General features: G+C 63.1%; 21 protein-coding genes and 1 riboswitch. Of the genes, 4 read left to right on the forward strand and 17 right to left on the reverse strand.

Annotation, left to right across the window (positions count from 1 at the left end; all coding sequences use genetic code 11):
* The first annotated feature begins 6 nt into the window (after positions 1-6).
* Positions 7-783 carry a 3-hydroxybutyrate dehydrogenase gene (locus J3P88_RS18970; protein WP_434570953.1) on the forward strand — a complete coding sequence of 259 codons (777 nt, stop codon included), beginning with the start codon at positions 7-9 and terminating at the stop codon, positions 781-783.
* Positions 784-1,010: 227 nt separating this feature from the next.
* Positions 1,011-2,966 (forward strand): acetoacetate--CoA ligase, encoded by a 1,956-nt coding sequence (locus J3P88_RS18975; protein WP_434570955.1) that lies wholly within the window; start codon positions 1,011-1,013, stop codon positions 2,964-2,966.
* Between the two features lie 271 nt (positions 2,967-3,237).
* On the opposite strand, the gene J3P88_RS18980 is transcribed toward J3P88_RS18975, so the two are convergent.
* Positions 3,238-4,362 carry a PilT/PilU family type 4a pilus ATPase gene (locus tag J3P88_RS18980; RefSeq protein WP_434570956.1) on the reverse strand — a complete coding sequence of 375 codons (1,125 nt, stop codon included), beginning with the start codon at positions 4,360-4,362 and terminating at the stop codon, positions 3,238-3,240.
* A 132-nt stretch (positions 4,363-4,494) separates the two neighbouring features.
* On the opposite strand from J3P88_RS18980, the gene J3P88_RS18985 reads away from it, so the two are divergent.
* Complete coding sequence (locus tag J3P88_RS18985) at positions 4,495-7,032, forward strand: PAS domain-containing protein (protein WP_434570958.1); 2,538 nt, start codon at positions 4,495-4,497, stop codon at positions 7,030-7,032.
* A 48-nt stretch (positions 7,033-7,080) separates the two neighbouring features.
* A complete protein-coding gene (locus tag J3P88_RS18990) occupies positions 7,081-7,356 on the forward strand; it encodes a peptidylprolyl isomerase (protein ID WP_003182808.1) in 276 nt (91 codons plus the stop codon).
* A gap of 145 nt (positions 7,357-7,501) precedes the next feature.
* Here J3P88_RS18990 and J3P88_RS18995 read toward each other — a convergent pair whose 3' ends face one another.
* The 16 genes from J3P88_RS18995 to J3P88_RS19070 all read right to left on the reverse strand — a co-directional run bounded on the left by J3P88_RS18995 (position 7,502) and on the right by J3P88_RS19070 (position 24,575).
* Positions 7,502-8,419: a sugar kinase gene (locus J3P88_RS18995; RefSeq protein ID WP_434570961.1), complete on the reverse strand. Its 918-nt coding sequence runs from the start codon at positions 8,417-8,419 to the stop codon at positions 7,502-7,504.
* A 153-nt stretch (positions 8,420-8,572) separates the two neighbouring features.
* The gene (locus J3P88_RS19000) at positions 8,573-9,790 is read right to left on the reverse strand and encodes an amino acid deaminase (protein ID WP_434570963.1); all 1,218 of its coding nucleotides are present in this window, start codon (positions 9,788-9,790) and stop codon (positions 8,573-8,575) included.
* A gap of 40 nt (positions 9,791-9,830) precedes the next feature.
* A complete protein-coding gene (locus tag J3P88_RS19005) occupies positions 9,831-10,595 on the reverse strand; it encodes an IclR family transcriptional regulator (RefSeq protein ID WP_058543922.1) in 765 nt (254 codons plus the stop codon).
* A gap of 165 nt (positions 10,596-10,760) precedes the next feature.
* Complete coding sequence (locus tag J3P88_RS19010; protein ID WP_186706691.1) at positions 10,761-11,150, reverse strand: RidA family protein; 390 nt, start codon at positions 11,148-11,150, stop codon at positions 10,761-10,763.
* A gap of 38 nt (positions 11,151-11,188) precedes the next feature.
* A complete protein-coding gene (locus tag J3P88_RS19015; protein ID WP_434570965.1) occupies positions 11,189-11,995 on the reverse strand; it encodes an amino acid ABC transporter ATP-binding protein in 807 nt (268 codons plus the stop codon).
* Entirely contained in the window at positions 11,992-12,654 is a 663-nt protein-coding gene (locus J3P88_RS19020) for an amino acid ABC transporter permease (RefSeq protein ID WP_053121514.1), read from the reverse strand. Before J3P88_RS19020 ends, J3P88_RS19015 begins: the two co-directional genes overlap by 4 nt.
* A gap of 9 nt (positions 12,655-12,663) precedes the next feature.
* A complete protein-coding gene (locus J3P88_RS19025; protein WP_014338685.1) occupies positions 12,664-13,326 on the reverse strand; it encodes an amino acid ABC transporter permease in 663 nt (220 codons plus the stop codon).
* 54 nt (positions 13,327-13,380) lie between these two features.
* A complete protein-coding gene (locus tag J3P88_RS19030) occupies positions 13,381-14,229 on the reverse strand; it encodes a transporter substrate-binding domain-containing protein (protein ID WP_207961909.1) in 849 nt (282 codons plus the stop codon).
* A gap of 411 nt (positions 14,230-14,640) precedes the next feature.
* A complete protein-coding gene (locus J3P88_RS19035) occupies positions 14,641-14,982 on the reverse strand; it encodes a hypothetical protein (RefSeq protein ID WP_186706687.1) in 342 nt (113 codons plus the stop codon).
* 56 nt (positions 14,983-15,038) lie between these two features.
* The gene (locus J3P88_RS19040; protein WP_434570969.1) at positions 15,039-16,685 is read right to left on the reverse strand and encodes a phospholipase D-like domain-containing protein; all 1,647 of its coding nucleotides are present in this window, start codon (positions 16,683-16,685) and stop codon (positions 15,039-15,041) included.
* Between the two features lie 204 nt (positions 16,686-16,889).
* Entirely contained in the window at positions 16,890-17,621 is a 732-nt protein-coding gene (locus J3P88_RS19045) for a vWA domain-containing protein (protein ID WP_434570971.1), read from the reverse strand.
* A complete protein-coding gene (locus J3P88_RS19050) occupies positions 17,546-18,550 on the reverse strand; it encodes an ATP-binding protein (RefSeq protein WP_434570973.1) in 1,005 nt (334 codons plus the stop codon). Before J3P88_RS19050 ends, J3P88_RS19045 begins: the two co-directional genes overlap by 76 nt.
* A gap of 171 nt (positions 18,551-18,721) precedes the next feature.
* Positions 18,722-22,495: a cobaltochelatase subunit CobN gene (gene cobN, locus J3P88_RS19055; protein ID WP_434570975.1), complete on the reverse strand. Its 3,774-nt coding sequence runs from the start codon at positions 22,493-22,495 to the stop codon at positions 18,722-18,724.
* 3 nt (positions 22,496-22,498) lie between these two features.
* Positions 22,499-23,563 (reverse strand): cobalamin biosynthesis protein CobW, encoded by a 1,065-nt coding sequence (cobW, locus tag J3P88_RS19060; protein WP_186706683.1) that lies wholly within the window; start codon positions 23,561-23,563, stop codon positions 22,499-22,501.
* Positions 23,564-23,659: 96 nt separating this feature from the next.
* A riboswitch (cobalamin riboswitch) is annotated at positions 23,660-23,874 on the reverse strand.
* 170 nt (positions 23,875-24,044) lie between these two features.
* Positions 24,045-24,281, reverse strand: coding sequence for a hypothetical protein (locus J3P88_RS19065; RefSeq protein ID WP_434570977.1), 237 nt, complete (start codon positions 24,279-24,281; stop codon positions 24,045-24,047).
* Positions 24,282-24,356: 75 nt separating this feature from the next.
* Positions 24,357-24,575 (reverse strand): hypothetical protein, encoded by a 219-nt coding sequence (locus tag J3P88_RS19070; protein WP_434570979.1) that lies wholly within the window; start codon positions 24,573-24,575, stop codon positions 24,357-24,359.
* Positions 24,576-25,033: the final 458 nt, after the last annotated feature.

Here is a 25,033-nt window from a genome sequence, read left to right on the forward strand (position 1 = left end):
TTCCCCATGACAACCCCTCTTTCGGGCAAGACCGCCCTGGTTACCGGCTCCACCAGCGGCATCGGCCTGGGCATCGCCCTGAGCCTGGCCAAGGCCGGCGCCAACCTGATCCTCAACGGCTTCGGCGATGCCTCGACGGTGATCGCCGAGGTGAAACAGTTCGGCGGCAAGGTCGGCCATCACCCGGCCGACGTCAGCGACCCGGCACAGATCGCCGACATGCTCGCCTACGCCGAGCGTGAGTTCGGTGGCGTCGACATCCTGGTGAACAACGCCGGGATCCAGCACGTGGCCGCCGTGGAGGATTTCCCCGTGGAGCGCTGGGATTCGATCATCGCCATCAACCTGTCCTCGGTGTTCCACGCCACCCGCCTGAGCCTGCCGGGCATGCGGGCCAAGGGCTGGGGACGGATCGTCAATATCGCTTCGGTACATGGCCAGGTCGGTTCGGTGGGCAAGGCGGCGTATGTCGCGGCCAAGCACGGGGTGATCGGCCTGACCAAGGTGGTCGGCCTGGAAACCGCCACCAGCAACGTGACCTGCAACGCCATTTGCCCGGGCTGGGTGCTGACGCCGCTGGTGCAAAAACAGATCGATGATCGCATTGCCACGGGCGTCGACCCGCAACAGGCACAGCATGACCTGCTGGCCGAGAAACAGCCGTCCCTGGAATTCGTCACCCCGCCGCAACTGGGGGAACTGGTGCTGTTCCTGTGCAGTGAAGCCGGCAGCCAGGTGCGGGGCGCGGCGTGGAATATCGATGGTGGGTGGTTGGCTCAATAGATACGCAACCTTGTGTGGTGAAAGCGCCCTTTGTGGCGAGGGAGCTTGCTCCCGCTCGGCTGCGTAGCGGCCGCCTATTGGGTCTGCTTCGCAGCCCAGCGGGAGCAAGCTCCCTCGCCACAGAAGCGACCTGGCTACAGGAAGCACCGTTTCACCGCTTGCTCCCTCGCCACAAAGTGCGCCTTGTGCTGCAATGTTTATAAGCCCGAAAAAACAAGAGGCACCCCATGTCCGACATCCTCTGGCAACCCAGCCCCGAACGCATCGCCCAGTCACGCATGGACGCCTTTCGCCGGTTCGCCAACGCGCGGCATCAGTTGCAACTGAACGACTACCCTGCCCTGCACGCCTGGAGCATCGACCAGCGCGAGGCCTTCTGGCAGGCCATCGTCGATTTCTTCGAGATTCGCTTTCACCAAGCCCCCGACGCGGTACTGGTGGAAGGCGTGCAAATGCCCAGCGCCCAGTGGTTCCCGGGCGCCACGCTGAACTTCGCCGAACACCTGCTGCGCCGCCGCGATGACGCCCTCGCCGTGGTAGCGCTGGCCGAAAACGGCGACGAGGAATACCTGACCTGGGCCGAACTCGCCGCCCATGTCGCCGGCCTGCAAAAAAGCCTGCAAGCGGCCGGCGTGACCCGGGGCGACAGGGTCGCCGCCTGCATGCCCAACACCTGGCAGACGTTGGTGGGAATGCTCGCCAGCACCAGCCTGGGCGCCATCTGGTCGTGCTCATCGCCGGATTTTGGCACCCAGGGCGTCATCGACCGCTTCGGCCAGATCGAGCCCAAGGTGTTGATCACGTGCGCGGGTTATCGCTATGCCGGGAAAACCATCGACCAACGGCCCAAGATCAACGAGATCCTTGAACGATTGCCATCATTGCAGCAATTGATCGTGCTGCCTTATGCCGAGCCTGACGCCCGCGTCGAAGACTTCAAGACCTCGGCTGCCGTCGCGTTGTGGAACGACTTTTACCAAAGCGGCGGCGAACCGGAGTTCGTCAGCGTCCCGTTCGACCACCCGCTGTACATCCTGTACTCCAGTGGCACCACCGGCGTGCCGAAGTGCATCGTCCATGGCACCGGCGGCGTGCTGCTGCAACACGTCAAGGAACATGGCCTGCACGTCGGCCTCGGCCCCGAGGATCGGCTGTTCTACTACACGACCTGCGGCTGGATGATGTGGAACTGGCTGGTGTCGGCCCTCGCCGTGGGCAGCGCAGTGGTGCTCTACGATGGTTCGCCGTTCCACCCCGGCCCCGCGCGCTTGCTGGACCTGATCGATCAGCAGCGCATCAGCGTGTTCGGCACCAGCCCCAAATTCCTCGCGACCCTGGAAAGCGAGGGCCTCAAGCCACGGCAGACGCACCGCTTGGACAGCCTGAAAACCCTCCTGTCCACCGGCTCGGCACTGGCGCCCCATAGCTACGACTACGTGTACCGGGACCTCAAGCCCGACATCTGCCTGGCCTCGATGTCCGGCGGCACCGACATTGTGTCGTGCTTCGTCAACGGCAACCCGCTGTCAGCGGTCCGCCGGGGCGAGATGCAGGGCAAGAGCCTGGGCATGGCCGTGCAGGTCTGGAACGAGGCCGGCACGCCGGTCATCGGTGAAAAAGGTGAGTTGGTGTGCACCCGGCATTTCCCGGCGATGCCCATTGGTTTGTGGAACGACCCTCGGCAGGAAAAACTTCGCGCGTCCTACTTCGCCCAGTTCCCCGGGGTATGGGCCCAAGGTGACTACGCCGAGGAACTGCCCCACGGCGGCCTGTTGATCCATGGACGCTCCGACGCCGTGCTCAACCCGGGCGGTGTGCGCATCGGCACGGCGGAAATCTATCGGCAGGTGGAAAAGGTCGAGCAGGTGCTGGACAGCGTCGCCATCGGCCAGCAATGGCAGGGTGATGTCCGGGTGGTGCTGTTCGTGCGCCTGCGTGATGGCGTGATGCTGGATGAGGCCTTGGAACAACGGATTCGCCAGGTCATCCGGGCCAACACCACACCACGGCATGTGCCGGCGAAGATCCTCGCCGTCACTGATATTCCGCGGACCATCAGCGGCAAGGTAGTGGAGTTGGCGGTGCGCAACGTGGTGCATGGGGAGGCGGTAAAGAACACCGATGCCTTGGCCAATCCCGGGGCGCTGGAGCAGTTTCGCGGTCGGCCTGAGCTGGCGAACTGACCGTCAGGGCCTCATCGCGAGCAAGCTCGCTCCCACAATGGATCTCCGGTGAAACGCGGGCCACTGTGGCGAGGGAGCTTGCTCCCGCTGGGCTGCGAAGCGGCCCCCATTGGGTCGCCTCGATCACTCCAATAGACCGCGCAAGCCGTTTTACGACGGCTGCGCCGCCGAGCGGGAGCAAGCTCCCTCGCCACAAGGTGAGTGTTTGCCTGGAATAGTCAGTCTCTGAGCATCAGAAAAGCGAGATTGCCCGCGGTGCACGATCACCTGATCAATCCATCAACCCCCACTCACCCGCCGACGGATCGGCCGGTGGCGCCGCCGCGCCCGACTCGCTGTGCAGCTTCAAACGCAATCGCAGGTTGTTCGCCGAGTCGGCATTTTTCAGCGCTTCTTCCTCATCGATGGCCCCTTCGACTACCAGGTTGAACAGCGCCTGGTCAAAAGTCTGCATGCCCAGTTCCTCTGACTTCTCCATGATCCCCTTGAGCTCACCAAGTTCGTTGCGCCGGATCAGGTCGGCCACCGTCGGTGAACCCAGCATCACCTCCACCGCCGCCCGCCGCTGGCCGGTGCGGGTGCGGGTGCGCACCAGACGCTGCGAAACAAAAGCCTTGAGGTTGTTGCCCAGATCATGCAGCAACTGCGGCCGGCGTTCTTCCGGGAAGAAATTGATCACCCGGTCCAAGGCCTGGTTGGCGTTATGGGCATGCAAGGTGGAAATCACCAGGTGCCCGGTGTCGGCGAAAGCCAGGGCATGCTCCATGGTTTCCCGATCGCGGATCTCGCCGATCAGCACAACATCCGGTGCCTGGCGCAACGTGTTCTTCAGCGCGGCATGAAAACTGCGGGTGTCGACACCGACTTCCCGTTGGTTGATGATGGATTTCTTGTGCCGATGGATGTACTCCACCGGATCCTCGATGGTGATGATGTGACCGCTGCTGTTGCGATTGCGGTAATCGATCAGCGCCGCGAGGGAGGTCGACTTGCCCGAGCCTGTCGCACCGACGAACAGCATCAAGCCCTGTTTCTGCATGATGGTGTCCAACAACACCCGGGGCAGCTTCAGGTCTTCGAAGCGCGGGATATCCAGCTTGACGTTGCGGATCACCATGGACACGTCGTTGCGCTGCTTGAAGATATTGACCCGGAACCGCCCGACGCCCGCCAGGGAGATCGCCAGGTTCATTTCCAGTTCCCGATCGAACTCAAGGCGCTGTTCGGCGTCCATCAAAGACTCGGCGAGACGGGCAATGTCGCCGACCTTGAAGGCCTCGTTAGCCAAGGGCTTGATCACCCCCTCGAAACGCGCGCATGGCGGCGCACCCGTGGACATGTAAAGGTCGGAACCATTCTGGCTCGCCAGGATTCGCAACAACGGATCGATTTCCATGGACTGAAACTTCCGCGAGACATCAATGAAACAAGCTGAGCCGAACATGAAATCTTTCAGCCCCACTCGCACTTACCTTCCTCAAAGGATAGTAGACGCCGTGGTACAGACACGACAGGCAGGGAGCGCGTGATGAACGCGACACCCGCCAGCAGCGATACACAACGCCTGGTCAGCCAGGTGGACTGGGCCCAGACCCCGTTGGGCACGGCCCGGGACTGGCCGCAGAGCCTGCGCACCGCCGTGGACATCGTGCTCCATTCGCCCATGCCCATGGCGTTGCTGTGGGGCGCGCAGCTGTCCCACCTCTACAACGACGCCTTCGGCCGACTGGCTGGTGACAAACACCCTCGGGCGTTCGGCCAGCCAACCCATGCAGCATGGCCCGAACTCAAAGGCACGACCGAAGGAATTTATCAGCGGGTGTTACAAGGCCAGACCCACACTTGCCGCGATCAGCGATGGCGCGTGCCCTTCGCCGGCCGTCTCTGCGATGTCTGGCTGGACCTGACCTACAGCCCGGTGCGGGACGAACGCGGCAGTGTCGCCGGCATTCTGGTCACCGCCATCGAGACCAGCGAGCGACGCCGCCTGGCCATGGAGTTCGAGCGGCGTTCCGAGGCCAGCCTCAAGGCCCAGCACGAAAGCGAAGAGCGCCTGCAACTGGCCCTGGCCGCCGCCGACGCGCTGGGCACCTGGGATTGGGACATCAGCGAGGACCGCTTTATTGCCGACGCGCATTTCGCCCTGTTGCATGGCGTCGATCCGGACCTGTCGCGACAATTGCCCATCAGCGCCTATCTTGAAGGCGTGCATCCCGAAGACCGGGCGATGGTTGCCCGCAGCATCAAGCACTGCATCACCCACGGCACCGAATACGCCGAGGAGTACCGGCTGCTGCAGCCCGACAATGAGTTGCGCTGGGTGTATGTGCGCGGCCGCTGCTACAAGGACCGCCACGGCCGGCCCAAGCGTTTCCTGGGCGCGGCCCTGGACCTGACCGAACGCAAGCGCACCGAGCAGGCCCTGCGCCAGAGCCAGACCGAGCTGCAACTGATCATCAACGCCATGCCGATCCTCATCAGCTACGTGGACCGCGAGGAGCGTTTCCGGCTGAACAACAGCGCCTATTTGGACTGGTACGGCATGACTCCGCAGGAGCTCTACGGCAAGACCATCCGCGAAGTGCTCGGCGATGAGGCCTATGCCGCCCGCGCCCAACAGATCGCCGACGCCCTGGCCGGCAAGCCGTGCAGCTTTGCCGTGCAGTCGGATCATCGCGACGGTCGCCCGCGCCATTCCTTGATCAATTACCTGCCGCGCCACGGCGCGGATGGTGCGGTGAACGGCTTCTACATCTTTGTGATCGACGAAACCGAGAGTCGGAAAACCGAGGAAGCCCTGCGCAACCTCAACGAAACGCTGGAGGAACGGGTCATCGCTCGAACCCAGCAACTGGCCGAGGCCAACCACCGGCTGCAGAGCGAGATGTTCGAACGCGAGCGCGCCGAAGAAGCCTTGCGCCATGCGCAGAAAATGGAAGCCGTGGGCCAGCTCACCGGCGGCATTGCCCATGACTTCAACAACATGCTGACCGGCATTCTCGGCAGCCTCGACCTGATGCAACGCTACATCGCCGCTGGCCGTGCCGCCGAGATCGGCCGCTTCACCGAAGCGGCGGTGTCCTCGGCCAACCGCGCCGCGGCCCTGACCCATCGGTTGCTGGCGTTTTCCCGTCGCCAATCCCTGGACCGCAAGCCGCTGGACGCCAACGAGCTGGTGCACTCGCTCGAAGACCTGCTGAGCCGGACCACCGGCGATCACATCGTGCTGCGCCTGCAACTGGCCAATGAGCTGTGGCCGGTCAGCACCGACGCCAGCCAGCTGGAAAACGCCCTGCTCAACCTGGTGATCAACGCCCGCGATGCGATGCCCGAGGGCGGCGAATTGATCGTCGAAACCGCCAATGTCTATCTCGACGGCACGGACATCAATACCCTGGAGCCGGTCAAGGCCGGCGACTACGTGATGATCGCCGTCAGCGACAACGGCAGCGGAATGACCCCCGCCGTGCTGGCCAAGGCCTTCGACCCGTTCTTCACCACCAAGCCCATCGGCCAGGGCACCGGCCTGGGCTTGTCGATGATCTACGGGTTTGCGCAACAGTCCGGTGGTCACCTCAACCTGGACAGCGTGCCGGGCCAGGGCACGCGGGTGCAGCTGTACCTGCCGCGCTTGCACGTTGCGCCGGCCCAACAACCCGCCACGCCGGAGACGGTCGAGGCACCACCGGCCATCGCCGGGGAAACCGTACTGCTGGTGGAAGACGAACCCGCCGTGCGCATGCTGGTGCTCGACCTGCTGAAGACCTTGGGCTACACCGCACTCGAGGCCCAGGACGCCATGATGGCACTGCCCCTGCTGGAATCGGAGCAACGCATCGACCTGTTGGTGACCGACGTCGGGCTGCCGGGCATGAATGGCCGGCAACTGGCGGAAATCGCCCGCCAGCACCGTCCGGGGCTCAAGGTGTTGTTCATGACCGGCTACGCGCAGAAAGCCGCCGAACGCCAAGGATTCCTCGAACAGGGCATGGACATGGTCGCCAAGCCTTTCACCCTCGATCTGTTGGCCAACAAGATTCGGACGATGATCAACCATGGCGGCTGACTTGAGGCATAATCGCCGCCCCGTCGCACCCTTCAGGTCACCGCTGCAATGAAAGCCCAAGCCCGCCATATCCTGGTGAAAACCGCCGAAGAAGCCGAACAGCTCAAGCAACGCATCGCCAAGGGCGAAGCGTTCGATGTGCTGGCCAAGAAATACTCCACCTGTCCCTCGGGCAAGCGCGGCGGTGACCTGGGCGAAGTACGGCCGGGGCAGATGGTCGGGGTGATCGATGCGGTGATTTTCAAGAAGCCACTGCGGGTGGTGCATGGACCGATCAAGAGCAAGTTTGGCTATCACCTGGTGCAGGTGTTCTACCGGGATTGAAGTGAATTGCCCTGACAACGCGATCCTGTGGCGAGGGAGCTTGCTCCCGCTGGCCTGCGCAGCAGGCCCATTTTTGCGACTGCTGCGCAGCCGAGCGGGAGCAAGCTCCCTCGCCACAAAGGCATAACCTGATTCCAAGGAGATGTCAGTCCTTGGGCATCAACGCCCCCGGCACCTGGATCACCCGGCTCGCCAACCGATGCCCCGCCTCGGCCGCTTCCACCGGGCTGCCGCCCAGCAAGCGGTTCGCCAGGTAGGCGGCGCTGAAGGAATCTCCCGCCGCCGTGGTGTCGACAACACGCTCTACCCGCACGGCAGGCACTTCATAAGACTGCCCATCGCAACGAATCAAACAGGCCTCGGCACCGCGCTTGAGCACCACTTCCGGCGTGCCCAACTGCGCATACGCAGCGAATACCGCCTCGTCATCGACATGGCCGAACAGCGCCTGTTCGTCATCCACGGTCAACAGCGCCAGCTCCACGTAAGGCAGTACGCTGCGATACGCCAGGCGCGCCGCCTCGACCGAGGCCCAGAGCCGTGGTCGGTAGTTGTTATCGAACACCACCTGGGCGCCGCGGCGCCGTGCCTCGATCAGGGCCTCAATGAGTTTGCGCCGCCCCTGCTCGCCGAGTACCGCCAGGGTGACGCCGCTGAAATACAGCACATCGTAATCCGGCAATGCGGCCAGGATCGGTGCGGCGGCCGGGGTGGTAAAACACTCGCGCACCGCCGCTTCGTTGCGCCAGTAGAGGAATCGCCGCTCGCCCGCCGCATCGGTCTGGATGCAATACAGACCCGGCAGGCGTCCAGGCAAGCGTTGGACCCTTTGCAACCCGATGTTTTCTTCGGCCCAGCGCTCACACATGGCATCGCTGAAACTGTCGTCGCCCAGGGCGGTGACGTAATCCACCGAGCCCCTGTCGCCCAAGGCGCGGGACAGGTACACGGCGGTGTTCAGGGTGTCGCCGCCGAAGCTTTGCAGCAAGCTGCCGTCGGCGCGTTGTTGCAGTTCGATCATGCATTCGCCGATCAGGGCGATGCGGGGTGTGGGGTTGCTCATGGATGTTCCTGATATTTCAGCGGTGTTTTACAGGCCGTCTTCGCGAGCAGGCTCGCTCCCACACTTAGGGGGTTGTGAACACAAAATTTGTGACACCTAAGGTCCCCTGTGGGAGCGGGCTTGCTCGCGAAGGGCGCGACTCGGTCTCAAGCCTCAGAAACAAGTCTCCATAGCCTCGACCACCCTCAGTTGCTCATCCACCAGGCATCCCACTCGCCACTTGTCGAACGTCAGGCACGGGTGGGAAGTCCCAAACGAAATGATGTCGCCCACACGCAGCTCACCCCCCGCCGCCACGCTCATGAACGCATGCTGGTCCATTACCGCCGTCACCTTGCAAGCGCTGACATCGTCCCCCACCACCGCGTCCGATCCGGGCGTGTAGCGCTTGAGCGGCACCGGTAACCCGGCGTCGTAGGCGACGTCGCGCTTGCCCAGGGCGATCACCGCGAAGCCCGGCTCCGGCAGCGATTGCACATGGGCCCAGACCTCCAGGGCCGGGTGCAGGCCTTCGTGCAGGTCGCTGCGGCGCTCCAGCACGCAGCACTGGGCCTCTTTGTAGATGCCATGGTCATGGGCCACGTAGCTGCCGGGCCGCAGCACGCTGAGGAACCGCCCGTGGGCATTCTGGGCTTCGAAGGATTCGGCGATCAGGTCGTACCAGGCCGACCCCGAGGCGGTGATGATTGGTTTGTCGATGGCAAAGACACCGCCGTCCTGTAACTGCACCGCCAGCCGTACCAAGGAGGCTGCGAACGCCCGGATGCCGCTGATGGCGTGGTCGCCGTGGATCACCCCTTCGTAGCCTTCGATACCGGTCAACGCCAGCGCCGGTTGACTGCGGATCGCCTCGGCCAGGGCCAACACCTCGGCTTCGGTCCGGCAGCCACACCGACCACCGACCACACCGTACTCGATCATCACATTGAGCCGCACGCCGCGAGAAGCGAAGTAAGCGCCCAGGTCAGCGACGTTGTCTGGATGATCCACCAGGCAATGGAATTCGAACGCCGGGTCGGCGAGCAGATCGGCAATCAGCGCCATGTTTGGCGTGCCCACCAATTGGTTGGCCATCAACACTCGACGCACGCCGTGGGCGTAGGCGGCACGGGTCTGCACGGCGGTGGCGAGGGTCAGGCCCCAGGCGCCGGCCTCCAACTGTCGGCGAAACAACGCGGGGGTCATGCTGGTCTTGCCGTGGGGCGCCAGTTCGGCACCGCTGCGGGTGACGAAATCCTGCATCCAGCGGATATTGTGCTCCAGGGCCGCGCGGTGCAGCACCAGCGCTGGCAGGCTGACGTCCCGCAGCAGGTGGGCGCCGACGGTGGCAGCGCCCTTCTCGACGCCGGCATTAAGGATGGCAGATGACATGTTCGAACTCCTCGCGCACGGCCGCTAGTGCCGTTGCTGTCTATTCATTGATGCGACGGGCCAGGTTGTTGGCGCTTTCGATCAGCACCCGGCGGTAGTCGGCGTAATTGTTCTTGGCGTCGGCCCGTGGGGCGACGATGCACAGGGTGGCGATGGCCACGCCGCCGGGGTCTTTGACCGGTGCGGCGAAGCAATGGGTGAAGGTATCGGCGACGCTGTCGAAGGAGAAAAAACCATCGAGGCCGGCCTGACGGATTTCCTTGAGAAATTGCTCCAGGGGCAGGCGCTCGCCGTCCGGCAGGATGAAATCGTCGGGGTCGATCAGGTCGACGATCTGCTGGTCGCTCAGATGCGCCAGTAGCAGGCGCCCGGACGCGGTCCATGGGATCGGCGCGTTTTCACCGATGTCCGAGGAGATACGGAAATGCCGCTCGCCTTCTTTCATCAGCGCGACGGTGTATTTGCGCCCGTTGAGCAGGCACATCTGCGCCGTTTCCCGGGTCTGGCGCACGATCTCCTGCAAGGCCTGGTCGGCCTCGCGGCTCAGGTCGAAATGCCGCAAGTGCGCCTGTCCAAGAAAATACAACTGGCGGCCCAGGTAGACGTGACCGTCCTTGCCCACCGGCTCGAGGATGCGTCGCTCCAACAGCGACGCCACCAGTTCATAGACCGTGGACTTGGGGCTGCCGATGCCGCTGGCAATATCGTTCGGGCGCAGCGGTTGGCCAATTTCCTTGAGAAAATCGAGGATATCGAACGCCCGATCCAATCCCCGGGCCCGGCGTTTGATGGTGTCTTCGGTCATGTTTTCGGTTCCTGAAATTTCACCCATAGTCGCATGTATCTTTACTGTGGCGAGGGAGCTTGCTCCCGCTGGCCTGCGCAGCAGGCCCAGTTTCTCGCGACTGCTGCGCAGCCGAGCGGGAGCAAGCTCCCTCGCCACAGAAGCGAATTTTCCAGAATATCGTGTTCAGCCTTTTTTCTTGTAGGCAATGCAATCGATCTCGACCTTGCAATCGACCATCATGCTCGCCTGCACGCAGGCCCTGGCCGGGGCGTGTTCCGGGTTGAAGTATTCGCCGAACACTTTGTTGAAACTCCAGAAATCCCGCGGGTCCTCCAGCCATACGCCGCAGCGCACCACATCTTCCAGGCCGTAGCCGGCCTCTTCGAGAATGGCGACCAGGTTCTTCATGGTCTGGTGGGTCTGCTCGACGATGCCGCCGACAATGATCTCGCCGTTCACCGCCGGCACCTGGCCAGACACGTGCAGCCAGCCATCAGCCTCCACGGCGCGGGCGAAGGGCCGTGGCTGGCCGCCGCCTGCGGTGCTGCCGGTGCCGTAACGCGTAATGCTCATGGGTATCTCCTTGTTGAATTGATTGATAGCTGAATGGATTAAAAACGGGTGTTCTTGAGGAATTCCGCCAGACGCGGCGATTGCGGCCGCTCGAACAGTTCCTTGGGTGGCCCTTGTTCTTCGATGCGGCCCTGGTTCATGAACACGATCTTGTCGGAGACCTCAAAGGCGAAGCGCATTTCGTGAGTCACCAGCAGCATGGTCATGCCGTCTTCGGCCAAGCCCTTGATCACGTTCAGCACCTCACCGACCAGCTCCGGATCCAGGGCCGAAGTGACTTCGTCGAACAGCATCAGGCTGGGGTTCATCGCAATCGCCCGGGCAATCGCCACGCGTTGCTGCTGGCCGCCGGACAACTGGCCGGGAAAGTGGTCGCGCCGCTCCAACAGGCCGACCCGCTCCAGCCATTTTTCGGCCAGGGCCACCGCTTCGTCCTTGTGCAGTTTTTTCACCTTGAGCAGGCCCAGGGTGACGTTCTGCAACGCGGTCAGATGCGGGAACAGGTTGAACTGCTGGAAGGCCATGCCGGTCATGGCCCGATGGCGGGCGATGACTTTCTCGGGGTGGCGCACGCGCTTGCCAGCCACCGCGTCATAACCGATGGACTCGCCGTCGAGCACGATCCGGCCGCCCTGGAATTCTTCCAGCATGTTCACGCAACGCAGCAATGTGGTCTTGCCCGAACCGCTGGAGCCGATCAGCGTGACCACATTGCCGCGCTGCATGCTCAGGTCCACGCCCTTGAGCACTTCCAGCGGGCCGTATTGTTTGCGCAGGCCGCGAATGTCCAGCAGCGGTTGGTTGTTTGAGAGCTTTGTACTGGAGAGTTTCGAAACGTCAGTCATGGCAACGCCACCCGCTTTTCAATGTGCCGCCCGAGCAATTCGATGGCGTAATTGATGATGAAAAAGAGAAACCCGGCGAACAGGTAAAATTCCAACGTCATGAAGGTCCGGGCGATGATCTGCTGGGTGCTGAGCAGCAATTCGGCGACGCCGATCACCGACAGCAAGGTCGAGGCCTTGACGATCTCCGTGGAGGAATTGACCCAGGTCGGCAAGATCTGCCGCAACGCCTGGGGCAACAGCACGTAACCCAGCGCCTGGTAGAACGTCAGGCCGATAGCCTGGCTCGCTTCCATCTGTCCACGGGGCAATGCCTGCAAGGCACCGCGCACGATCTCGGCCACGTGGGAGCCGCAGAACAGCGTCAAGCCCAGCACGCCGGCCTGGAACGCGCCGATCTGCCAGCCCAGGGCCGGGGCCATGTAGAAGCAGGCCAGCACCAGCACGAACACCGGCGTGCCGCGAATCAGGTCGACGTAGAAACGAAACGGCGCACGCATCCAGACACGGCCGTACGTCAACGCCAACCCGGCGACGACACCGATCAAGGTGCCCAACACAATCGCCAACAGCGAACACTGCACGCTGGTCAGGAAACCGGCCCACAGGGTGTCCCGGGCGACCCACAACTCATGCAACCAACTGGGGGATTCGTACATGGCAGACTCCTAACGGCGGATCGCCAGGCGCTGCTCGAAATACCGCAGCAGCATGGCAATGAGGTAACAGGCCGCGACATACAGGGCCGTGGTCACCAGCCAGGTTTCGATCACCCGGTAGCTCTCCACGTTGATCTTGCGGGCGTAGTAAGTCAGCTCCGGCACGGCAATCGCCGCCGCCAGGGAAGTGTCCTTGAACAGCGAGATGAAGTTGTTCGACAACGCCGGCAATACGTTGCGCAGCATCACCGGCACGGTGACGTAGGCCTTCACCTGCCACTCGCCCAGGCCGATGGCCAATCCCGCTTCACGCTGTCCCTTGTGAATGCTCAACAGCCCGCCGCGAAACACTTCGGTCAAGTAGGCCCCGGCGTACAGCGAGAGCGTGATGACGAACGACGGCAGCTTGTCCAGGCGAATGCCCAGGCTTGGCAGGGCGAAGTAGATCAACAGGATCAGCACCAGGATCGGCGTATTGCGGATCACCGTGACATACACCGACGCCAGCACCCGCAACACGCGATGCTTGCTGAGCAGCGCGAACGCCATCGCCAGGCCGATCACGCAACCGATGGCGATCGACACCAGCGCCAGGGAAAGCCCCAGGCCGAGCCCCGCCAGCAAGGTGTCGAAATCGCGCCAGACGGCGGCAAAGTTCAACTGATAATTCATGGTCGGCAGTACCTTCGACGGTGCGCCCACAAAGGGCGCCCCGGGCTCACAGGGTCATTTGAATTCAACGGGGAAACCGATCGCCGGCGACGGCAGCTCGACGCCGAACCACTGCTTGAACGACGCCGCGTAGGTGGGGAATTCCACACCGGTCATGGCCTCATGCAAGGTGGTGTTGACGAAGTTCAGCCAGTCCTGGTCGCCGCGCTTGACCGCGCAGGCGTAGGTTTGTGGGCTCCAGGCGTAGGCCGGGCTGCGGTAGCGCCCAGGGTTCTGCACCATCAGGTATTTGACCGAGGACTGGTCGGTGGCGGCGGCATCGGCACGGCCGGAGTTCACCGCCTGGTACATCAGGTCGACGCTGTCGTATTGGTCGACCTTGGCCTTGGGCAACGCCTGGTGCACCAGTTCTTCGGCGTAGACGTTCTGCAGCACCGCCACGGTAACGTCGTCATCCGCCGCCTTGAGGTCTTCGATTTCCTTGTACTTGCTGTTGGCCGGCAGCAGCAGGCCCACGCCTTCGCGGTAGTACGGCAGGGTGAATGCCACTTGCTGGGCGCGACTGGCGGTAACGGTGATGAACTGGCAGCTCATGTCGACCTTGTCGGTCAGCAGGTTGGGAATCCGCGCATCGGACGACTGCACCACGAACTCGACTTTCTCCGGGTCATTGAACAGGCCCTTGGCGACCATGCGCGCGATGTCGATATCGAAGCCCTGCAACTTGCCATCCGCTCCCTGGAAGTGCCACGGCGCATTGGTACTGCCCGTGCCCACGATCAATTTCCCCCGCTGCAGCACGCTGTCCAGCTTGCTGTCGGCCGCCTGAGCGACCCCCATGGCAGCCGTCGTGGCCACGAAGAGAAAAACACACGCTTTGAACAAGGAAGGTCGGCGTTGCATGGCAAGCACTCCAGATTGAGTTTATTCCGCTATACCGGAACATGGTATGTAACAACGGAATAGACAGCAGAAAGTGTGCCACAGGCTCGACGACCCCGGGTGAGAAAAATAGAAATTGAGGGAAATCAGGGAGATGGAAAACAAGATGATTGACGGCGTCCTGCAGGTCGCACCGCCATTGCTACCGTTGACCACGGCTGGCGGGTAGCAAGGACCCAACCCGGTGCAACTGCACCGAAACGAAACGGCGAGCGCAACGCAGAAGTGGAATTGCGAATAGGTACATGTGGGAGCGGGCTTGCTCGCGAAAGCGGCGTGCCAGGCAACCAAGAATTTGAATGTGCCGGCCTCTTCGCGAGCAAGCCCGCTCCCACAATGAATCAGCGGTGTTTTCAGGGGTGAGAGGGCGCGCTATTTGCGCTTGTAACTCTTGCTGCCGCCAGGCGTGAGGCAATAGACCCCGCCCCGGGGCCCGACGCAGTAATTGCCACTGCCGCACTGGCAACCGTCGGATGATTTGAGCAGCGATTGCGGCCGGGCATCGTTGCGAAGCCCCAGCACCGCGGAACAGGACTTCTTCGAAGCGCTGATGGAACCGTCGTTGCACAAGAAAGTATCGCCGTCACACCCGGCAATACCGCCCTTGCGCCCGGAACACGGTTGATTGGCGGCAAGGGCCGAAGTCCCCAGGGCCAACAACAGGATCGCTACACTGGTACGAAGTAGAGTTGACGTTCCGTGACAGGGTTTCATGGCAGCTTCCAGGCCGATAGATGGCCCTATGCTAGCACCTGATCAACTACTTACACCTAACGCCCGCAAAACCTCACCCGGGACAACATCCGCAAATCCCCCTCGCGGTAATAGTCATCGCTCCAGCTGTCATTCACCGCCAGCGGCTTGACCTGCTTGAGGGCGAGTTTTTTCGCGAAATAACGAAAGCGGTAATGCTCATAGAAACGCAGCAGTTCCAGGCCATAGCGGTCGGCCAGGTCGGTGTCGCCCTGGATGATCAGGTAATTCTCGTCGTTGCCACTGCTGGCCGCGGCGCTCAGGTTGTGACTGCCGCTGAGGATGGTCGGCGTGTCGCTGGTGAAGTCGGTGACGATGGCCTTGGTGTGCACCAGCAGATTGCCCTTCTGGCCTTTCATATTTTCCCGCAGCCAGCCTTCCAGGCCGGTGTTGAGCAACGCGGTGGCGGCGAACTCGGCGGTGCGGTCGGCATGGAAGCCGGTGATGCGGCTCCGGGTGTTTTGCAGGCCATAGCGCAGCACATCGTCATTGGGCGCGCCGAGCAAGGCGTCGAGGATGCGGTCGGGCAATACAAAGGCGGTGACGAACAACAGGTCCTTTCGCGCCCCCTTGATGATGTCGACGAAACGATCCAGGTCGCCCTCCCCGGTGCGCGGCGAGAACCCGGCGAACAACGCCTCTTGGGGCGCCATGGCGTTGTTCAGGTTCAACCATTGGCGAGTGGCATCGACATCTTGGGGTGTCGCCCAGATTTGCTCGAACACCTTGAGATAGCTGCTGCTGATCCGAGGATCGTCCAGCACATGCACGACGTTGGCCTGGCGGTAGACACCGTTGGCGGTGAAGTTGGTGCTGCCGCACAGCACGGCCTCCGGTTGTAACGAACCGCTGCCCTGCACCTTGCTCAGCACAATGAATTTGTTATGGAAAATGTTGTGGGTGACCCGCCCACGTTTGTTGGCCGCCGGCATGCTCTCGAGACTGGCTTCGTTGCGCGCGGTGGTGTCGTCTCCCGGCTCGGCGTGGTACAGCACTCGCACCCGGGCGCCGCGAGCGTGAGCGGCGGTCACCGCGTCGACGATCACTGGCAATTCGTATTCATAGATAGCGACGTCCAAGGCCCAGCTGGCATCCAGCGCCCGGTCGATGAAACCGATCAAGCGCCCCAGCAAACCGTTTTCCAGCCAGCGACGCGGGGCGTCGGGCCAGTCGTCGATGGACAGGTGCTTGTTGGCGTCGATCAACGCGTCCAGTTCGGGAAACTTGCGCTGGAACGCCTGGCTGGCGGCCACGGCACGGTTGAAAATCACGCGCTGGTTGGTCGGTTGCCCGTCGTCGCTGGTGACGGTGACTTCCAGGGATTCGCCCAACTGCGGTGCCTCGGGGCTGCCATAGGCCAGGTGCACACGGTAATGGATCGTCACGCCGGGGTTGACGGCGTAGTCGGCCCAGCGAAATTTCTGCAGGGGCGCCTTGTCACTGGGGGTGGCATGGAATTGGGGAAAGGTATGGGCCTTGTCGGGGAAGGTCAGGCTGTTGAACAGGAACAGCCAGGGCTTGTTGCCCTGCTGCTTCTCGATGGCAAAGCCCAGCAAGCCCTGGCGCCGGTGTTCAGCCAGGTCCATGGCGAGCAGCACGCCGTTGGTGCCAGCATAGGCCTTGACCCGAAAATCGTCCTGGGGATTGGTGACGAGTACGCGCATGGTTCACTCCTGTGAGGGGCTGGCTGAGCATAGTGCAGTGATGCGGGTTGGGTGGGCATATCCAGAACCGAGGTGATGCCTTCGCGAGCAGGCTCGCTCCCACATGGGTTCTGCGGCGTTCACGCATGATCTGTTCACAGAGATCAAATGTGGGAGCGGGCTTGCTCGCGAAAGCGTCCGACCAGACTCCTCACATTCAAGTCATCACATTTGATCGATATGCCGATACTCAGCCCCCAACAGCCTCGCCAACTGCCGGGCCCGGCCCAGGCGAATCGGGCCTCTTTCGATGTCGATCAACAGGCACGGGCAATCGAGGACCGGCGGTGAAAGCGCTTCCTTGACGCGTCCGTCGGTCATTACCAGCACCCGATGCTGCTCCGCCGGGTAGCGCTTGCGCCGCGCCACCAGCCAACGACCGGCCTCGTTCAACGCCGCCAGCAACGGCGTTCCGCCCCCTGCACCCAAGCCATCGAGCCAGTCGCGCAGACCGGCCGAGGCCTTTAGCCCCTGCACCTGCCAGTTCGGTTGCGTGCCGCTGGCTGTCAGCAGCGCCAAGCGGGCGCGTTGTCGGTAGGCGTCGTCGAACAATTGCGCCAACAGGCCTTTGCCGTCACTCAAGGCGCGGTGACGCCGGGTCGAGGCCGACGCATCGACGATGACCAGCCACAGCTCATGGGGAGACCGATGGCGATCGTGCCAACGCAAATCTTCATGTCGGCGTGGTCGGCCGTTGAGCAACGTCCCCGGCCAGTTCACCGCACCGCTGGCCGCCGCTTTGCTCCGGCCCTGGCGACCCTGGTCGAGACTTCCGGCGCGGGGTCTGGCATTCGCCCCCGCCGGCGAACGGGGGCGAATGCCTAGGGCTTTTTTGGCCAGCTCGGCACGTCGCGCCGGGCCCCGGTCGGCAATGCCCGCGCTGGCAGGTCGCCCCACTGGCCCTGGCCTTCGTTGGGTTCAGCGGTTTTTTCCGCCCCCGCCCCCCCCGGCGTCTGGGACGGCGCCGGTGCCGAATGCCCGCGCCGCCGGTGCCGCAAGGCAAACTCGGCGACCGCATCGATATCTTCGTCGGTAATCGCCGCGGCGCCGCGCCAGGCGGCATGGGCCCGGGCCGCCCGCAGCCAGACCAGGTCGGCGCGCAAGCCATCGACCCCAGCGGCAAAACAACGCTCGGTGATCTGCGCCAGCGCCGCATCATCGAGGGCGATCCCGGCCAAGCGCTCGCGCGCCTGTTGGCAGCGTTCGCGCAACTGCTGCTGGGCCGTCTCCCAATCGGTGCAGAACGCCAACGGATCGCTGTCGAAATCCAACCGCCGCCGAATGATCTGGCCGCGCTCGGCCGGTGCGGTGTGACCATCGAGGGCGACGTTCAGGCCGAAACGGTCGAGCAACTGCGGACGCAGCTCGCCCTCTTCCGGGTTCATGGTACCGATCAGTACAAAGCGCGCCGAGTGCCGATGGGAAATGCCGTCACGCTCGACCAGGTTGGTGCCGCTGGCGGCCACATCAAGCAGCAGATCCACCAGGTGGTCGGGCAGCAGGTTCACTTCATCGACATACAGTACGCCACCGTCGGCCTTGGCCAATACGCCGGGAGAAAACTGCGCGCGCCCTTCCCCCAACGCCGCGTCCAGGTCCAGGGTGCCCACCAGCCGCTCTTCGGTCGCACCGAGGGGCAAGGTGACGAACTGACCGCTGGCCAGCAGGTCCGCCAGGCCCCGGGCCAATGTGGACTTGGCCATGCCCCGCGGACCTTCGATCAGCACACCGCCGATTTTCGGGTCGATCGCGGCCAGGCACAGGGCCAGTTTCAGGTCATCGGCACCGACCACGGCGGAGAGTGGAAAATGGGGGGTGTGGGTCATGTTGAATGTCTCATGAGTGTTCGATAGTCCCCTGTGGCGAGGGAGCTTGCTCCCGCTGGGCTGCGCAGCAGACCCGAATCGGGCACCTCGGTCTGACAGATGGATTGAGTCACGGCTTTTGGGGTTGCTTCGCAACCCAGCGGGAGCAAGCTCCCTCGCCACAAAGGTACTTCAGCCATCCTCTTCAATGTCCAACAACAAATTTTCCAACGCCTCGCGATACTCGCCTGGATCCTGCCACATCCCTCGCTGCTGCGCTTCGAGCATGCGCTCGGTCATGTCCCGCAGGGCGTCGGGGTTGTGCTGGCGAACGAACTCCCGGGTGTCCGGGTCGAGCAGGTAGGCATCGGCCAGCAAGGCGTACTGATGGTCATCGATCAACTGCGTTGTGGCATCGAAGGCAAACAGGTTGTCCACCGTCGCCGCCAGTTCGAACGCGCCTTTGTAGCCGTGCCGCTTCACGCCGTCGATCCACTTCGGATTGGCGGCGCGGGAACGGATGACCCGGTTGAGTTCCTCCTTCAGGGTACGAATCCTGGGCAAGTCCGGCTGGCTGTGATCGCCATGGTAACTGGCCGCCGCATCGCCACTGAGGGTCTCGACCGCCGCCAGCATGCCGCCTTGGAATTGGTAGTAATCATTGGAGTCGAGCAGGTCGTGCTCGCGGTTGTCCTGGTTCTGCAACACCGCCTGCACCTGGCTCAAGCGCCGGGAGAACTGCTCCCGGGCGGCGGTGCCTTCATCGCTGGCACCGTAGGCGTAGCCGCCCCAGTTCAGGTACACCTCGGCCAGGTCCTCGCGGCTCTGCCACAAACGACCGTCAATCGCACCCTGCACGCCCGCGCCATAGGCACCGGGCTTGGCCCCGAAAATCCGCCAGCCGGCCTGGCGCGCCGCGGCTTCCGGCTCAAGACCCGACGCCTGCAAGGCTTCGCGCTCGCTGCGCACCTTGGCCGCCAAGGGGTTCATGTCGTCCGGCTCATCAAGGGCGGCGACGGCCTGCACGGCGGCGTCGAACAAGCGGATCAGGTTGGCAAAGGCATCCCGGAAGAACCCGGACACCCGCAACGTGACATCGACCCGGGGCCGGTCCAGCAGGCTCAGCGGCAGGATCTCGAAGTCATCGACCCGCTGGCTGCCGGTGGCCCACACCGGACGCACGCCCATCAACGCCATGGCCTGGGCAATATCGTCACCGCCGGTGCGCATCGTGGCGGTGCCCCATACCGACAGGCCGAGTTGGCGCAGGTGATCGCCGTGGTCCTGCAAGTGCCGTTCAAGGATCAGGTTCGCCGACTGGAAACCGATGCGCCACGCCGTGGTGGTGGGCAGGTTGCGCACGTCCACCGAGAAAAAGTTACGCCCGGTGGGCAACACGTCCAGACGCCCGCGGCTCGGCGCGCCGCTGGGGCCGGCCGGTACGAAGCGCCCGCCCAGGGCATCGAGCAGGCCACGCATTTCCGCCGGGCCGCAGGCGTCCAGGCGCGGGGCCACGATGGACCGCAGGTTTTCAATAATGTCGAAAACCGTCTCCCAGCCCACCCCCTCCAGTGGCTCGACGACACCGTCCAGCGCCCGCTCGATCAACTGCGCCGCGAACAACTCCAGGCGCTCGCGAGTATCACCGGCGGTGCGCCAAGGCTCGGTACTGACCTGACGCAACGCGTCGGGGCGCTCCCCCGTCCAGGGCTCGGCCAAGGCACAATCCAGCGGATCGAAACCCAGCCCGAACGCCTTCGCCAACGCTCGCAGCAGGCTCGACTGGGCGCCTTTGCCATCGCCCCGGGGAATGCGCAGCAACGCCAGCAACGTATCGATGCGCAGCCGCCCGCTGGGCGACTCGCCAAAAACGTGCAGGCCGTCGCGGATCTGCGACTCCTTCAAGTCGCACAGATAGGTGTCCAGGCGTGGCAGCCAGATCGCCGCGTCGGCATCGCTGTCCAGGGCGGCATCCAGTTGCAGCTCACGGTCGATGTGCGTCTCGCGCACCAGGTTGAGGATGTCCCGCTGCAGCTCCCGGGCGCGGCGCGGATCGAGCAATTGCGCCTCGTAGTATTCGTCGGCCAGCAGCTCGAGGTTACGCAGCGGCCCATAGGTTTCGGCCCGGGTCAGCGGCGGCATCAAGTGGTCGATGATCACCGCCTGGGTCCGTCGCTTGGCCTGGGCGCCCTCGCCCGGGTCGTTGACGATGAATGGATAGATATTCGGCAGCGGCCCCAGCAGCACGTCCGGCCAGCAGTTTTCCGAGAGCCCGACGCCCTTGCCCGGCAGCCATTCGAGGTTGCCGTGCTTGCCGACGTGGATCACTGCGTGGACGCCGTAGGCGTGGCGCAACCAGAAATAAAACGCCAGGTAACCGTGGGGCGGTACCAGGTCCGGATCGTGGTACACCGCGCTCGGATCGACCTGATAACCCCGCGCCGGCTGGATGCCGACAAACGTCAGGCCCAGGCGCAGGCCGGCGACCATCAGGCGCCCGTCGCGGAACATCGGGTCCTGCTCGGGCGAGCCCCAGCGCGCCAGCACCGCTTGGCGATTGGCCTCGGGCAGCGCGTCGAACAGGGATTGGTAGGCATCGAGGGCCAGGCTCTGGTGGCAGGGGCGCAGATCGAGGCTGTCCAGGTCGTTACTGACCCCGCCGAGCAATTGCTGGATCAACGCAGTGCCGCTCGCCGGCAGTTCGGCCGGCAATGGATAGCCCTCGGCCTGCAAGGCCCGCAGGATATTCAGCGCCGCCGCCGGGGTGTCCAGGCCGACACCGTTGCCGATGCGCCCGTCCCGGGTCGGGTAGTTGGCGAGGATCAGCGCCACTCGCTTTTGCCCATTGGGCAGGCGCGCCAGGGTGGTCCAGCGCTGGGCCAGTGCGGCGACAAAATCCATGCGCTCGGGCGCGGCGCGGTAGCAGACCACGTCGCTCTGGCTGCGTTCGCTGCGCCAGGCCAAGTCCTTGAAACTGATGGGGCGGCTGATGATTCGTCCGTCCAGTTCCGGCAAGGCAATGTGCATCGCCAGGTCCCGTGGTCCCAAGCCCTGCTCGTTGGCGCGCCAGCCGGGTTCGTTGTCCTGGGCGCAAATGGCCTGGATCACCGGGATATTGCGGCGAAACGGTCGCAGATGTGGGGCTTCGGGGCTGGATTGAGCGAAGCCGGTGGTGTTGAGGATCACCCCCGCTTCCACTTCGTCCAGCCAGTTCTCTACCAGCGCCAGGCAAGCCGGCTCCTTGAGACTGGCCACGGCAATCGGCAGCGGATTGAGCCCTGCCGCTTGCAGGCGCTGGCAAAACACGTCGATGAACGCGGTGTTCGCCGCTTGCAGGTGGGAGCGATAAAACAGCACCGCCGCCACCGGTTGCCCGACCTGCCAGTCGGCTTGCCAATCGCCGAGGCTGGCGCTGGTTTTCGCCGGGTGATAGATGGCCGTGCGTGGCAAAGCCTGCGGCTCGCCCCACGGATAATCGCGGCCGAACCATTGGCTGCCGAGGTTGTGAAACAGGTCCAGGGCATTGCCCAGGCCACCCTGGCGCAAGAACTGCCAGAGCCGGTCGCGGTCCTCGACGGCCACATTGCTCAGGTCACTGAGCTCCGGGTCCGGACGGTCATCCCCCGGCACCAGGATCAGCTTCACCCCGCGTCCAGCCAGTTCCATCAGGCGCTCGATGCCGTAGCGCCAATAGCCGATGCCGCCGTGCAGCGACAACAGGATCACCTTGGCGTGTTGCAGCACGTCTTCGAAATACAGGTCCACCGAGGCGTGGTTCTGCACCTGCATCGGGTTGGCGAGGCGAAACTGCGGGTAGTCGTCCGGCAACTGCCGCGCTGCTTCGGCCAATAGCGCCAGGCTGGAATCGCCGCTGCACAGGATCACCAGTTCGGCGGGGGTTTGCCCCAGGTCGGCAATGTTGTCATCCGACACGAAACCGCCGGGCTGGGTCCTGAGCAGGTGCATGGCTTAGGCGCTGAGGGCGGCGCGCAGCTGCGCTTCGAGCAGCGCGGCATCCAGCGCCTGGCCGATCAGCACCAGACGGGTGACCCGCGCTTCCTCGGCGCCCCACTGACGGTCGAAATGCTTGTCGAAGCGCGTACCGACGCCCTGGATCAACAGGCGCATCGGCTTGTTCGGGATCGCCGCGAAACCCTTGACCCGCAGCACGCCGTGCTGGACCACCAGTTGCGTCAGTGCATCCAGCAGCAGGCTTTCGTCGGCCTGGGGCAGTTCGATGGAAATGGAATCGAAGGCGTCATGATCGTGGTCATCGTCGTCGCCGTCATGGTGATGGTCGTGATGGCTGTGGCGGCCGTCGATGTGTTCTTCGGAACCGGCGCCCAGGCCGATCAGCACGTCCAGTGGCAGGCGACCGCTGCTGGCTTCGATGACCTTGACCGCTGGCGGCAGTTCTTCGGCGACTTCCAGGCGCACCCTGGCCAGGTCTTCAGGGCTGATCAGGTCGGCCTTGTTGAGGATCACCAGGTCGGCGCTGGCCAGTTGGTCGGCGAACAATTCGTGCAGCGGCGATTCGTGATCCAGGTTCGGGTCGAGTTTGCGCTGGGCGTCGACCTGGTCGGGGAAGGCGGCAAAGGTACCCGCGGCCACGGCCGGGCTGTCCACTACGGTGATCACCGCATCGACGGTGCAGGCGCTGCGGATTTCCGGCCATTGGAAGGCTTGGACCAGTGGCTTGGGCAGAGCCAGGCCGGAGGTTTCAATGAGGATGTGGTCGAGGTCGCCACGCCGGGCCACCAACTCACGCATCACCGGGAAAAATTCTTCCTGCACCGTGCAGCACAGGCAACCGTTGGCCAGTTCGTAGACGCGGCCGTTGGCTTCTTCTTCGGTGCAACCGATGGTGCACTGCTTGAGGATCTCACCGTCGATCCCCAGCTCGCCGAACTCGTTGACGATCACGGCGATGCGCCGGCCCTGGGCGTTGTCGAGCATGTGCCGCAGCAAGGTGGTCTTACCCGAGCCGAGGAAACCGGTGACGATGGTGACGGGGAGTTTGGCCAGTGTTTTCATCGGATGCCCTTTGGCAAGGTGGCGGGCAAACGGGACGACAACCGCTGGCACAGGCGTGCGGAAGATTTCGCCACCGGATCACCCCGCCCGGTTGTAGTGAGAATCTGTCTCGAGGCAGGTCTCCTGGCTGACGGCGGGCCGGTCTTTCGACTGGCAATTGCTGCGCCTTCCCGTGCGCCTTTGGCAAAAGGGCATGCACAGTGGCCTTGCAGAAACCTCACCGTTCACAGTTGCGGGGGCAGCCGCGGCTTGGACCGCGTTCCCTTCTTAGCTCCGGCGCATGCCGAAGAACCTCGAAGGCGCAAGGCTACGCAGGGTGTGGGGGCGGGTCAATCGCCAGAGCGTTTTGCGGTGCATGGGCGGGCCTCATCGCGAGCAAGCTCGCTCCCACAGTGGATCTACATTGGCCTTGAATTTTGGGCCCGGCGAAGATCCCTGTGGGAGCGAGCTTGCTCGCGATTGGCGCGACTCGGTACTCATCTTAGACCTTCCAACCGGCAACTGAGCCGCACATGGGGACAGATACATCTTCCGAGCAGGCTTTCATCAAGAAAATGGCAAAAATAACAAGTACCACCAACCTGACGGGTGGATGCAACTCAAACCCAGCCAATCGTTTTAGCAATAAAAAAATAGTCATCAATAGAAAAATAACGACAAGCCCCAACATAACATCCATGAACCCTATACAAAGTTCACGCCAGGAAAACGTCTCCATCGTGCCTCCGCCGAATCAGGAACGGCCTTTGTGAAAAAATGGCAACACCCACTGACACTATATTTCACCAGCTATTCAGCCACACAAGCGAATAGGCATATTATCTGAACATACGCGCACCATGATGAAGCCACCCCCCATGAAAACCAGATACTTAACCGACTGAGAAAACTCAAACCCAGTAATTTTTTTAATTAACAAACAGACAGCTGCCATCACAAGAAGCGCCACCCCTCCCCACACTCCGCCCGTAGCCAACACCATACAGACCTCACTCCAAGAAAACGCGCTCACCCCACCTCCTCAATAATTAATTGACACCCCACACCAATTACAAAAAACCCTCCAGACATCACCACAAACAAATCCGAATACTATAAAACCAAGAAACCCAACCACGAGCTTGCAACCTTTTGTCACAAGCTAAAGTTCGCGATAGAAGTCCACCCCGCATTGCGGCCACGCGCCCATACAGTGCAACCACGGACTTCCATCTGCGAATTCAAGTTAAGAAGCTAGGCAGCAGTATTTCCGAGCCCCCGACTCACATACCCTCCCGCCATACCGCCATAAAAACCTAACATCGCTGCCCCGGCCGCTTGTGCGGTGGTAGTGGGCGTAAAAAATCCAGCCACCGCGCCACCTAACATAGCTGCACCCGCTCCTGTCCAAGTGGCCGATGAGCCGCTTCCTGCCTGCGCTCCAACATACCCCGCCCCCGCTGCTGCAGCGCCAGCGACTGCCCCCAATGG

Source organism: Pseudomonas sp. Z3-6 (assembly GCF_051131985.1).
Taxonomy (GTDB): domain Bacteria; phylum Pseudomonadota; class Gammaproteobacteria; order Pseudomonadales; family Pseudomonadaceae; genus Aquipseudomonas; species Aquipseudomonas zanjanensis.